Here is a 12700-nt window from a genome sequence, read left to right on the forward strand (position 1 = left end):
TGAAGCGGTGAGCAGGGGGTGTGTCCCGGCGGCGTCCGGGACACACCTCGGTGTCTCCCCGCGGGGCATCTCCGGTCGGGGACATCCGGCAGGGGACCACGGGGCGGTGCCGACCGGCAGGGGACCACGGGGCGGTGCCGACCGGTCGGTGACGTCCGGTCGCCGGTCGCGGGACGGCGATGCCCGACGGCCGGCACCTGTGCGGGCCGGGATTCCGGGTGATTTCGCCGGCAGGCGAAGGCCCGTGCGTCCAGGACCCCCTTTCGGGTTGGATGGGGGCATGAGCGACACACAGAACGCCTCGACCTCTCCGGACTGGGAGCAGCGGTTCCGCGCGCCCCGGGTCTCCCTGCCCGACTGGGCGGAGGACGCCCCGGAGCGCTCGCTCTTCGTGTCCAACGCGACCGGGACCTACGAGCTGTACGCGTGGGACCGGTCGACCGGTCGGCAGCGGCAGGTGACCGACCGGCCGAACGGCACGACCGACGGCGCGCTGACTCCGGACGGCTCCGAGATCTGGTGGTTCAGCGACACGGACGGCGACGAGTTCGGTATCTGGATGCGGCAGCCGTTCGGCGGCGGCGAGGACGTGCCGGCGGCGCCGGGGCTGGAGCCGTCGTACCCGGCCGGTCTCGCGATCGGGCGGGACGGCAGCGCTGTCGTCGGCCGTTCCACCGACGAGGACGGGACGACGATCCATCTGGCCCGGCCGGGCGACGCGGGGATCGTGGAGATCTACCGGCACCGCGAGTCCGCCGGGGTGGGCGATCTGTCGTACGACGGTGGCCTGATCGCTCTGGAGCACACGGAGCACGGCGACGCGATGCATTCGGCGCTGCGTGTGGTGCGGCCGGACGGGTCGACGGTGGCCGAGCTCGACGACACCGAGGGCGGCACGAAGGAACTGGGCCTCGCGGTGATGGGGTTCGCTCCGGTCGCCGGCGACACCCGGTTGCTGATCGGGCATCAGCGTCGGGGGCGCTGGGAGCCGATGATCTGGGACCCGGTCGCGGGCACGGAGACGGAGCTGGCGATCGATCTTCCCGGGGACGTGGGTGCGCAGTGGTATCCGGACGGCTCCGCGATCCTGGTCGAGCACGACTTCGAGGCCCGCAGCGAGCTGTGGCGCCATGAGCCGGGTGGGCAGGAGCCGGTGCGGGTGGAGACGCCCGCCGGTTCGGTGTCGGGTGCCACGGCCCGCCCGGACGGGACGGTGGAGTACCTCTGGTCCTCGGCCGCCCTGCCTCCGGTCGTCCGCTCCACCACGGGGGCGGTGGTCCTGGACCCGCCGGGTCCGAAGGCCCCCTCCTCGGTGCCGGTGCGGGACGCGTGGGTGGACGGGCCGGGCGGACGTGTTCACGCCCTGGTGCAGACACCTGCCTCGGGCGAGGGCCCGTTCCCGACGATCTTCGAGATCCACGGCGGCCCGACCTGGCACGACAGCGACTCGTTCGCCTCGGGCCCCGCCGCCTGGGTGGACCACGGCTTCGCGGTCGTGCGGGTGAACTACCGGGGTTCGACGGGGTACGGCCGGGCCTGGACCGACGCGCTGAAGCACCGGGTGGGGCTGATCGAGCTGGAGGACATCGCGGCGGTCCGGGAGTGGGCCGTCGGGTCGGGGCTCGCCGATCCGGACCGTCTGGTCCTGGCCGGTGGTTCCTGGGGCGGGTATCTGACCCTGCTCGGTCTCGGCACCCAGCCGGACGTCTGGGCCCTGGGCCTGGCCGCCGTGCCGGTCGCGGACTACGTCACGGCGTACCACGACGAGATGGAAGCCCTGAAGGCGATGGACCGCACCCTGCTGGGCGGCACTCCGGAGGAGGTGCCCGAGCGGTTCGAGGCGTCGTCGCCGCTGACGTACGTCGACGCGGTGCGCGCGCCGGTGTACATCTCGGCGGGCGTCAACGATCCGCGCTGCCCCATCCGCCAGGTGGAGAACTACGTGGACCGGTTGAAGGCCCGGGGCGCGGTGCACGAGGTCTACCGCTACGACGCGGGTCATGGCTCGCTGGTGGTGGAGGAGCGGATCAAGCAGGTGGGACTGGAGCTGGACTTCGCGCTGCGCCATCTCCCGGAGGCGCGGAAGCCGGAGGCGGACACCACCGCACGCGCGTAAGGACCGGATAAATGGGCGGCCCCCGCTCCCGGTCGGCGGAGCGGGGACCGTACGGTATTGGGGTGTACCGGTTCCTGCTGACCCCGCGATGGTGGGGGATCAACCTCTTCGTCGTGCTGGCCATTCCGTTCTGCGTGTTCATGGGCACCTGGCAGCTCGGCCGCTTCGAGGACCGCGTGCAGTCGCACGAACAGGCCGAGAAGCAGCCGGACCCGGGTACCCGTCAGGCAAAGCCGCTGGACTCGCTGCTGCCCGTGGACACGGTCACGTCCGGCCGCCCCGCCACGGCGACGGGGACGTTCGCGGACCAGTTCCTGGTCCCGGGGCGCGAGCTGGACGACCGCGACGGTTTCTACGTCCTGGACCTGCTGCGTACGGACGGCGGCAAGGCGCTGCCCGTCGTACGCGGCTGGATGCCCGGCGGGACGGAACAGGCGCGGAAGAACAACACGGTCCCGCCGGCTCCCACCGGCGAGATCACGGTGACCGGCGACCTCCAGGCTTCGGAGAGCGCCACCAGTGACGGTGTGAACAGCGCGGGCGGGCTCCCCGAGGGGGAACTCGGCATCATCAGTGCGGCGTCGCTGGTGAACCTCGTGCCGTACGACGTGTACGACGCCTGGGTGACGCTCCCCGCGAGCGGCATCGGAGGCGCGGACGACTCCGGCAACGGAATGCGGGCGGTCCCGGCCGCCGCGGTGGAGGGCAGCGGGCTGGACCTGAAGGCCTTCCAGAACCTGGGCTACACCGGGGAGTGGTTCGTCTTCGCGGCGTTCGTGCTCTTCATGTGGTTCCGCCTGCTGCGGCGCGAGGCGGAAGCGGCCCGGGACATCGCCCTGGGGCTGGTCCCCGACCCCGCCATCCTCACCACCGCCGCCACCACCACCGACACCGACACCGGGTCAACCGTGGTCACCGCCGGACCGGGTGAACCCGTCGGTACCTCTTCCGGGACGACGCCCCACAGCGAGTGACCCCCGCGCGCGGGCATCCCCGGCCTCGGTGCTCCTGGCCCGGTGCTCCCGGCCTGGCGGTCCCGGCCTCGGTGCTCCCGGCCCGGTGCTCCCGGCCGCGGCCCGTCGGTTACGAGGCGGTGAGGATGCCGGTCCGGTAGATCGTGCCCGCGCAAGCGTGGGTGATCGTGGTCTCCGCGGCCGGCGCGCCCGCCTCAGGGGTGTGCGTCACGGCGATGCTTCCCTCGGACGGGACAGCGTCCGCCGTCACGGACTGCGTCTCCACGCTCGACGCCTGGTCCTCCCCCGTGCCCGTGCCGGTGGGGGTTTCGGTGGGTGTCGGCGTGGGGGGTGTGGCGGTGGGGCAGGTGTCGCTCGGTACGAAGGCGAACTGCACCTCGTAGGACATCTGGGGCTTCAGCAGCATGGCCGCGGGCTCTACGGCAGGGTCGGGCAGCCCGGCGGCGGGGTCGCCCGCGACGTGCTGGACGACCGCGATCTTCGTCGCGTCCGCGGCGCCCGCGGTCGTGAAGGCCACCGTGCCCGCAGTGCTGACCGAGCAGTTGGTGACGGAGGTGTTGGCGATCCGGAAGGTCCCGTAGACCGTGCCGTTCGCGTCCGCCGTCCCGGTGGACGCCGAGGCGACGCCGAGCTGACCGGGCGCGCAGGCGGGCAGGGCGGCGATCGAGGCGAGGTCCTCCTCGCTGACGGCCCCGGAGAGGTCGCTGTCGGAGTCCGTCGGATCGTCGGTCGCGGTGGGGGTGCCGCTGGGATCGGGTATTCCTTCGGGCCTGCCGTCCGCGCCCTGCGCGGGCTGTCCGTCGCTCGGCTGCTCCCCCACGGCCGCTCCGGACGCGTCGCCCTGCTGGCTCTGGGAGTTCTGGCCGTGCCCGGCGAGGGAGGGCGCCGCTGCGGCGACGCTCCCGGAGTCCGCCACGTGCAGGAAAGTGGGTACGGCGGTACCGATGAGCAGGACTGCGGCAGCCGCGCCGACGACGGCCTGACGGCGTCGCGCCCGCCGGGCGGGTACGGCCCGGTACAGCTGGTCCAGGGCGTTCTCGGCGGGTTCGAGGTCTTGGACGGCCCCTCGCAGCAGGCGCCGCAGCGCCTGTTCGTCGGTCGTGTCCTCCTCGTCCCCCGCGTCGGCCGAACCGCAGCCCGGACCGCTGCCCTTCAACACGCTGTCCCACAACGCGCTGCCACCACTCGGGCCGCCGCCGCTCGGATCGATGTCGCGCATGTCGATGCCGCGCAGGGCGACACCGTCGTCGCTCGCCGTGCCGCCGCCGATGCCCCGGCCGAAGTCCGCAGCCTCGGCGCGGGCCGGGAAGAGCTGGGTCAGCGTGCCGGTGCCGGAGGTGTCGTCGTGGGCGGTGTGCGCCTTCACACGGGGGCGGGACAGGTCATCACGGGCGCGGGGCGTCTTGTCGTGCCGCTCGGTGACATCGTCAGACGCGTCGGCGTCGTCGGTCGCGTCGTCGGAGGCGTCGTCGGTCGCGTCGTCGGTCGCGTCGTCGGTCGCGTCGACCGGAGCGTCACCGGGCGTTCCCGCATGGCTGGGCGCTCCGGCATACCGTCCGGACGGTGTGTGTACCGGAGGGCCGTGCTCCTCGTCGCCTCCGCGCGTACGGCCGGTCGGCTCAGCCGCCTCCGCCTGTTCGGCGGCCGGCTCGCTCGTGTTCGGCCCGTGGTTCACAGTTCCGCTTCCCGTCCGGTCCGGTTCGTGGCTGAAGGGGCGACCGCTCATGCCTGCGCCTCCATCACGAGGCGCAGAGCGGCGATCCCGCGCGAACCGTACGCTTTGACCGAGCCCAGAGAGATACCGAGGGTATCGGCGACCTGCGCTTCGGTCATGTCCGCGAAGTAGCGCAGCACCAGTACCTCCCGCTGACGCCGCTGGAGGCCCTTCATCGCCTTGATCAGCGCGTCCCGCTCCAGCTGGTCGTAGGCCCCCTCTTCGGCGCTGGCCATGTCCGGCATGGGCTTGGAGAGAAGCTTCAGCCCGAGGATGCGGCGGCGGAGCGCGGACCGGGAGAGGTTGACGACCGTCTGCCGGAGGTAGGCGAGCGTCTTCTCGGGTTCCCGCACCCGGGTGCGGGCCGAGTGCACGCGGATGAACGCCTCCTGTACGACGTCCTCGCAGGAGGCCGTGTCGTCCAGCAGCAGTGCGGCAAGGCCGAGCAGCGAGCGGTAGTGGGCGCGGTAGGTCTCGGTCAGATGGTCGACCGTCGTTCCCGCCGCCACCGCCTCTTCAGCGCCCTCGCGCTGCGAGGGGAGCCTTACGGGGCTCGTCGCGCTCGCAGCGGTCAGCGGGGCGATCACCGGCATGCCGCCGACCGCGCGGCGCTTGCGGAGCGGGCGCGCGGACAGCCCTCGCAGCGAGCCGACCACCGGAATTTCGAGTACCTCTGCCACGCAAGTTGGACACGCTGCCCCCCGTCAGGGTTGTACGCGTGCGGCAGCGCGTTCAGCTCTCTGCGACTCGCCCTCATACGTACCCGCTCTTCCCCAATTGCCCTATTGGTGCGCCCATCGCGCAAGAAGTGACGACGAAGACGCCGAACAGTCGACTCACGGTTGCACAGGACCACAGGGTCATCGTCGGATATGACAACGCCCCAGCTCAAGGGGTTAAGGAAGCCGAATTGAACATGTGACCTTCACAGATCCCACAAAACTCTTTCGATCAGACATTTCGATGACGTACGAAATTCGATGCCTCGGAAGCGGCCCCCGACAAGGCTCTGAACCAGACCGGGCGGATGTCGGTTCCAGACCGGACGGAGGCCGGTACCAGACCGGACGGAGGCCGGTACCAGACCGGACGGAGGCCGGTACCAGACCGGACGGAGGCCGGTACCAGACCGGACGGATGTCGGTTCCAGACCGGCGACGAACAAGGCCGGTACCGGCCTCGGACCAGCGCAGAACCGCACGGCCGAAGTGGACCGACCGGCCGCGGGCCGGCGCGGAGCCAGGGCAAGGCCACGCCGGAGCCGAAGGAGAACCGAGGCAGAACCGAGCCAGAACCGACAGGGACCGTCCGTCGCCCGCGAAACGGAACACGGCCCGTAACACCGCCCTGGCCACCGCCCGAAAGATCCCTCGCGAGATCCCCTCAAGATCCCCCGGAACGAAACCCGGGTCGAATCCCTGGACGGGATTCAGGAGCCGCCCATGGCGGCCGCCAGGGATTCGGCGATCTGGGCCACATTCAGGGCCCCGCCTTTTCGCAGGTTGTCCCCGCAGAGGAACATCTCCAGGCCCTGCGGGTCGTCCAGGGAGCGGCGTACCCGGCCGACCCAGGTGGGATCGGTGCCCACCACGTCCGCCGGGGTCGGGAAGTCGCCTGCGGCAGGACTGTCGAAGAGGACGACGCCGGGGGCCGTGGCCAGGATCTCGTGGGCCCTGTCGACGGTGACCTCGTTCTCGAAGCGCGCGTGGACGGACATCGAGTGCGTGGTGACGACGGGGACGTACACGCAGGTGATGGCGGTACGCAGCTGGGGCAGGCCGAGGATCTTGCGGCATTCGTCGCGGATGGAGAGTTCCTCGGAGGACCAGCCGTCGCCCGCGGCCGTACCGGCCCACGGCACGACGTTCAGCGCGACGGGGGCGGGGAACGGGCTGGTGGGCCGGTCGCCGAGCGCGCGGCGTACGTCTCCGGGGCGGGTGCCCAGCTCCGTACCGGCGGCGAGGCCGGCGGCGACGAGGCCGAGTTCCTGGCGCAGGGCGGCGACGCCTTCGCGGCCCCGGCCGCTCACGGCCTGATAGGTGGAGACGGTCAGTTCGCGGAGGCCGAAGGCGGCGTGCAGCGCGCCGACGGGGACGATCAGCGAGAGGGTGGTGCAGTCCGGCGAGGCGACGATTCCGCGCGGGCGGGTGCGGGCCGCGTGGGGGTTGACCTCGGGGACGACCAGTGGCACGTCCTGGTCGAGGCGGAAGGCCGCGGAGCCGTCGACCACGGCTGCGCCCCGGGACGCGGCGACGGGCGCCCAGAGGGCCGCGACCTTCGCGGGTACCAGGAAGACGGCGATGTCGACGCCGTCGAAGGCGTCCTCGGTGATCGGGAGGACTTCCTTCTCCTCGCCGCGTACGGCCAGCTTGCGGCCGGCCGAGCGCGGTGAGGCGATCAGTCTGACCTCGCCCCAGACGTCCGCGTGCTGCGAAAGGATCTGGAGCATGACGCCGCCGCTCGCCCCGGTCGCACCGACGACCGCGAGCGAGGGGCGGCGTGCGGTCATCGGCCGGTGCCTCCGTAGACGACGGCCTCGTCGGAGTCGCTGTCGAGACCGAAGGCGGTGTGCACGGCGCGCACGGCCTCGTTGACGTCGTCGGCGCGGGTGACGACCGAGATGCGGATCTCGGAGGTCGAGATCAGCTCGATGTTCACACCGGCGTCGGAGAGCGCCTCGAAGAATCCGGCGGTGACGCCCGGGTTCGTCTTCATGCCCGCGCCGACCAGCGAGATCTTGGCGATCTGGTCGTCGTAGCGCAGCGAGTCGAAGCCGATGGTGCCCTTGGCCCGCTCCAGGGCGTCGATGGCCTTGCGGCCCTCGGCCTTGGGAAGGGTGAAGGAGATGTCCGTCAGCCCCGTCGCGGCGGCGGAGACGTTCTGCACCACCATGTCGATGTTGACTTCCGCGTTGGCGATGGTGCGGAAGATCGCGGCGGCCTCGCCCGGCTTGTCGGGGACGCCGACGACGGTGATCTTGGCCTCGGAGACGTCATGGGCGACTCCGGAGATGATCGCGTGCTCCACCTGCTGGTCCCCTTGCGGCTCGTTGCTGACCCAGGTGCCGCGCAGTCCGGAGAAGGACGAGCGGACGTGGATCGGGATGTTGTATCGGCGTGCGTACTCGACGCAGCGGTGCAGCAGCACCTTGGAGCCGGACGCGGCCAGCTCCAGCATGTCCTCGAAGGAGATCCACTCGATCTTCTGGGCCTTCTTGACGACCCGGGGGTCGGCGGTGAAGACGCCGTCCACGTCGGTGTAGATCTCGCAGACCTCGGCTTCCAGCGCCGCGGCGAGGGCGACCGCAGTGGTGTCGGACCCACCGCGGCCGAGGGTGGTGATGTTCTTGCCCTCCTGGCTCACGCCCTGGAACCCGGCGACGATGGCGATGTTGCCCTCGTCGATCGAGGTCCGGATGCGGCCGGGCGTGACATCGATGATGCGCGCCTTGTTGTGGACGGAGTCGGTGATGACACCGGCCTGGCTGCCCGTGAACGACTGGGCCTCGTGGCCCAGGTTTTTGATCGCCATCGCCAGCAGGGCCATGGAGATCCGCTCTCCGGCGGTCAGTAGCATGTCGAACTCACGCCCGGCAGGCATCGGAGACACCTGTTCGGCGAGATCGATCAGCTCGTCCGTCGTGTCGCCCATCGCGGACACCACGACAACCACCTGGTTGCCGCTCTTCTTGGCATCGACGACTCGCTTGGCGACGCGCTTGATGCCCTCGGCATCGGCTACGGATGAGCCTCCGTACTTCTGCACGACCAGGCCCACGTGCGCTCCTCGCTCATTCCGTTACTGCGGTCGGCTCAGTTTAACGAGCGGCCCGGAATCTCCCCGTCCTTACCAGATGGTGAGATGTCCCGCCCACCACCTGGTCCGGCGTGTCGACCCGGGCCGCTCGTACGGGGCCTATGCCCACCTCACCGGCCGCCACGCGCGTCTGTGGTCCAGCCCACACGTTCCACACTGGCTCCGCAAGCCGGGCGCGGCCCCCGGCGGAGTACGCCGGGGGCCGCGCACCGAAGCGCGACCGGGGGTCTGCCTCAGCTGTTGAGACCGAGGTTCCGGACCTGGAGACCCGGAAGGGCTCCCTCGAACACCCTGACCTCGTCCACCGAACCCCGCAGATACGAGCCCCAGCCACCGCCGGGCACCGGGCCCCTGCCGATCTGGAGGCCCCCGGTGCTCGTCCAGCCGGAACGGAAGGTCGCGCTCGCTCCGGTTTCCTGGGCGTCCACGTAGAGCGTGACCCGGTCGTTCACCGTGTCGTGCACGATGCCCACGCGGTGCAGGCCCCCGGGCGCGGCCTCGGCGCTCACGGTAGTCACCTCAGCGCCGGGAGTGCCGGCGTGGGAGACGCTCAGCTCCCATTTCTGGGTGGCCGGCACGTAACGGACCTGGAAGGCCGCCGTTCCGTCGTCGTTGCCCTGGGAGAAAAGTGTCATGGCCGGGTCGTCGGCGGTCACGTGGTCGAGCGCGAGGAGGGCCGCGACGGTGTAGCTGCGGGCGGTGTCGACGACCGGCGCGGTGGTGGCTGCGTAGTCGTCCACCCCGTCGAGTGCGAGGTCGGCCTGGCCCCGGAGGGGGTCCTTGTCCGGGAAGCACTCCGGGTAGAGGTCGCACCAGTCGTCCGGCGAGGGCCACTGGTAGAGGTGAGCGCCGTCCCGCAGGCTCAGCGGCTGGTCCGTCCCCACCGAGGACGGTGTCGTACCGTCCGTGCTGGACTCCATCGACCAGTGCGCGGTCTCCGTCGCCGGGGGCACCTCGACCAGAGCGAGCTGGGTGATCTCGGCGGGCATGACGACCCTGTCGTACGCCTGGAGGGCGCCGATCTCGCCCTGCCAACGGTCGCGGTAGCCGAGCTTGCCCCGTGCGCGGCCGATCTGGAAGTCGCCGGACGTCTGCGCGGGCGTGATCGCGATCGGCGTCCCCGTCTCCTTGCCGTTGACGTAGAGGTGGGCGAGACCCGTCTCCACGTCGTACAGGCCCAGGACGTGGGACCAGGTGCCGGCCTCCGGGGTGCCGCCGGTGACACGGTCCGCCCCCACCCCGAAGGACCACGTCGCACCGCCGTCACCGGGCCGCAGACCGAGGGTGAAGGCGGGGGCGCCGTCGGCGTCCTGGGAGGCGACGGTCATGGTGCGGTCGGTGGCGCCGGGGCGCACCCAGCCGCCCACCGCGAAGGTCTTCGCGGTGTCCACGACCGGCGCGTCCGGGGTGAGGAAGCCGTGCCCGGTGCCGTCCAGGGAGACGGTGGAGGTCAGCGCGGTGCCCTCCGGCGCGGACGCGCCGAACGAGGCGCCGGTTCCGGCACGTGCCGCCGTTCCGGTGACCGGCGCGGCGGACCGGCTGCCCGCCGGGTCGGCGAGCTGCCACTGTGCGACAGGGCTGCGGGGTGGGGCCGGATAGAAGTCGTAGGACGTCGACGTGCTCCGGCGCCCGGACCGGTCGAAGGCCACGACGTCGACGCGTTGGGTGAACGAGGTGGCGAGGAACCGCACTTCCGCCGCGTGGTCGGGACCGGTCGCAACTACGCTCTGCTGCGCCTGACCAATGAAGGTGTAGCGGTACTCGACGACGTCGTCGGAGGGTGACTGGAACCGGAAGGTCCCGTAAGTGCCCTGCTCCGCGCCGTAGAACACGTCTTCCGGGAACTCGGACGACGACACCACCGGGGGCTGCGGGGACACCTCGTCGATGACGAACTCGCAGGCCGGAGCCGCCGTGTCGCTCCACTCGGACACCGCTGCTCCGTCGTTCGCCCGCACGTGCCAGGAGATGACGGTGTCGGCCGGGACTGCGGCGGCCTGGAGGTAGGTGTTCCATTGGAACGTGAACCCGGAAGGCACAGCGGAGGAAGGAGCGTAGCTAAGGCGCTGCTCCGTACCGGCCGCGTCCGTCCACCAGAGCTCGAACTCGGCTTTGACGAGGTTGGCCCCACCGGGTGCGTCGTCCTCGACCGGATCGTTGAGCACCGCGAACAGCGTCGGTTCCCGCCCCACGTAGGGACGCTCCGCCCCGGAAACGCAGGGCTTCGATTCGGTGTGCAGATCGCCCGCCGTCGGCCGGAGCGGTGGCAGGTTGTCCACCGCCACCGCCACTCCCGAAGCGGTCAGCGCGATCACGGCTCCGAGGGCCGTTCCCGCCAGCCATCGTGAAGCGCCGCGTCCGAGACGCGTTCTCTTTCTGCCGTTCTCCGGCATGATCACCGTTCCCCCCTGTCGACGCCCGTGAGATCACGGGAAACCGAAGCTATCAGCGCCTACTGACACCCCGTCGGGTAATTTGCGCCGCCTGTGCGGAGGGGCTCGTGAACGGGGTGCCTTCCCGGTCGGCGGTCCCGCTCACCTCCGGCGCGGCACCGGTACCGCCGCCGGGCGCCCCGAGGCCGCGCGCAGTTCCGCGACCCGGGCGGCGACGTCCTGCTGCTGCCGGGGGCGGGCGAGGAAGGTGTCGGGGACGTCGCCGGTGGCGCCGCTCGCCTCGTCGCGGTCGATGTCGGCGCGGCAGTCCACGCAGATCCCGTCGACCAGGGTGGTGGTGGTCTCGTCCTCGTCGCAGAAGAGGCACATCATCACGGCCCCGGCGATCTCCTCGTGCGCGGGGTGCGAGGCGTGCGGGCCGGGCTGCTGGGTGGGCGGCATCTTGTTCTCCAGTCGTTTACGCAGGAAGGCGACGGCGGAATGCACCGACGCCGGGAGCCCCGCCGCGAGGGCGTGGGCGATCCGGTCGGGCCCCACGCCCCGGTCCAGCCACTCGCCGACCAAGGGCTCCAGCTCCACGCATTCACCGTCGGAAAGCTGGAGCCGGGGGTCGCGGGCGCCGAGCGCGGCGAGTACGTCGTACGCAGGGGAGCGGGGCGCCCTCGCTCCGGCCTCCAGGGCCAGGGCGGCGGCGGAGCCGGGCGGCGGGGCGTCCATGCGGCCCGCCATCAGGTCGCCGAGCGAGGCGACCACCGAGGCTGTGTCGCCGGGGACTTCAGCCGTGACGAAGCCGACAGCCGCGGCCTCCGCACCGGCAGGCCACCCGGCCGTGCTCACCGCCTCCGCCGCTCGCGCCGTGTGCCAGGGCGCCGCGCCCCGAACTCGCGCGCCCGGAACCTCCGCGTGCGGGGCATCCGCACTCGGGGCATCCGCGTCCGGAACTCCCGCTTCCGGAACTCCCGCTTCCGGGACCGCCGTCGGGACCGTCTTCGGGGCGGCCGGCTGGCCGGTCACATCGATGCCGCGCACGAACCGTACGAGCTCCGCCCACCAGGCCGCGTTCCGCGCGGTACGGGAGAAGTAGGTCCGGGTCACCCAGTGCCTGGTGCCGTTGGCGCCGGTCAAGTGAACCTTGATGCGGCGGAGATGGCCTTCGCGGGTCAGCCGGTCGAGGGCGCTGCGGCAGGCCTGCTGGCCGTAGTCGGGGAGCTCCTCGGCGAGGGTCTTGTAGCCGATCGCGGCACCTTCGGGCAGCCGGTCGATGTACGCGCCGATGGCCGCTTCCCTCGGGGCCAGATGCCTGAAGTCGCGGGCATGCCGGGGCGCTTGGTCGGGGGCGTGGCGCTTGCCGTACCCGGCTTTCGCCATGGGATGGGCGGGTGCGCGCAGGGCGGCACTAATGTTGGCGTTAGCCATGAGGGATCGACTCCTAGCCGTGCGATCTCGCTTCGGTCAGACCCCGGTCGGTGTTGCCACACCGCCGGGGTCGTCCTTTTTCTGAGGTTTGAGGTTGCTCATCGCGAACGTAGAGCGTCACTACGCTCCGATGCAAGCCGGTCACGGAAAGCCACCCCCAGGGGTCGTTCGCGCTCCCTCCCCCTCCGGCCGCACACCATCCGCACTCGGGCGCGCGGTACTTGGCGGGAAGGGAGGGTGGGTGGGATTGAACCTGACCACCCATTCCTGC

Annotated in this window: 8 protein-coding genes; 2 read left to right on the forward strand and 6 right to left on the reverse strand. The window is 71.3% G+C overall.

What is annotated here, in order from left to right; genetic code table 11:
* Positions 1-280: 280 nt before the first annotated feature.
* A complete protein-coding gene (locus tag ACWD3D_RS00720; protein ID WP_451458766.1) occupies positions 281-2116 on the forward strand; it encodes a prolyl oligopeptidase family serine peptidase in 1836 nt (611 codons plus the stop codon).
* A gap of 62 nt (positions 2117-2178) precedes the next feature.
* Positions 2179-3090: an SURF1 family protein gene (locus ACWD3D_RS00725; RefSeq protein ID WP_451458767.1), complete on the forward strand. Its 912-nt coding sequence runs from the start codon at positions 2179-2181 to the stop codon at positions 3088-3090.
* Between the two features lie 109 nt (positions 3091-3199).
* Here the strand turns inward: ACWD3D_RS00725 and ACWD3D_RS00730 are convergent, their stop codons facing one another.
* The 6 genes from ACWD3D_RS00730 to ACWD3D_RS00755 form a co-directional block, all read right to left on the reverse strand.
* A complete protein-coding gene (locus ACWD3D_RS00730) occupies positions 3200-4816 on the reverse strand; it encodes a hypothetical protein (protein ID WP_451458768.1) in 1617 nt (538 codons plus the stop codon).
* Complete coding sequence (locus ACWD3D_RS00735) at positions 4813-5397, reverse strand: SigE family RNA polymerase sigma factor (RefSeq protein ID WP_387371300.1); 585 nt, start codon at positions 5395-5397, stop codon at positions 4813-4815. Before ACWD3D_RS00735 ends, ACWD3D_RS00730 begins: the two co-directional genes overlap by 4 nt.
* A gap of 836 nt (positions 5398-6233) precedes the next feature.
* On the reverse strand, positions 6234-7313 hold the full coding sequence (locus ACWD3D_RS00740) for an aspartate-semialdehyde dehydrogenase (RefSeq protein ID WP_451458769.1): 1080 nt from the start codon (positions 7311-7313) through the stop codon (positions 6234-6236).
* On the reverse strand, positions 7310-8581 hold the full coding sequence (locus ACWD3D_RS00745) for an aspartate kinase (protein WP_266707105.1): 1272 nt from the start codon (positions 8579-8581) through the stop codon (positions 7310-7312). Before ACWD3D_RS00745 ends, ACWD3D_RS00740 begins: the two co-directional genes overlap by 4 nt.
* A gap of 272 nt (positions 8582-8853) precedes the next feature.
* Entirely contained in the window at positions 8854-10935 is a 2082-nt protein-coding gene (locus ACWD3D_RS00750; RefSeq protein ID WP_451458770.1) for a LamG domain-containing protein, read from the reverse strand.
* A 219-nt stretch (positions 10936-11154) separates the two neighbouring features.
* Complete coding sequence (locus ACWD3D_RS00755) at positions 11155-12429, reverse strand: hypothetical protein (protein WP_451458771.1); 1275 nt, start codon at positions 12427-12429, stop codon at positions 11155-11157.
* Positions 12430-12700 lie beyond the last annotated feature (271 nt).

It is taken from the genome of Streptomyces sp. NPDC002690 (assembly GCF_053592415.1).

Coding starts and splice junctions, on each gene's coding strand:
- ACWD3D_RS00720 (WP_451458766.1), top strand. CDS start 281: ATGAGCGACACACAGAACGCCTCGACCTCTCCGGACTGGGAGCAGCGG.
- ACWD3D_RS00730 (WP_451458768.1), bottom strand. CDS start 4,816: ATGAGCGGTCGCCCCTTCAGCCACGAACCGGACCGGACGGGAAGCGGA.
- ACWD3D_RS00735 (WP_387371300.1), bottom strand. CDS start 5,397: ATGCCGGTGATCGCCCCGCTGACCGCTGCGAGCGCGACGAGCCCCGTA.
- ACWD3D_RS00740 (WP_451458769.1), bottom strand. CDS start 7,313: ATGACCGCACGCCGCCCCTCGCTCGCGGTCGTCGGTGCGACCGGGGCG.
- ACWD3D_RS00755 (WP_451458771.1), bottom strand. CDS start 12,429: ATGGCTAACGCCAACATTAGTGCCGCCCTGCGCGCACCCGCCCATCCC.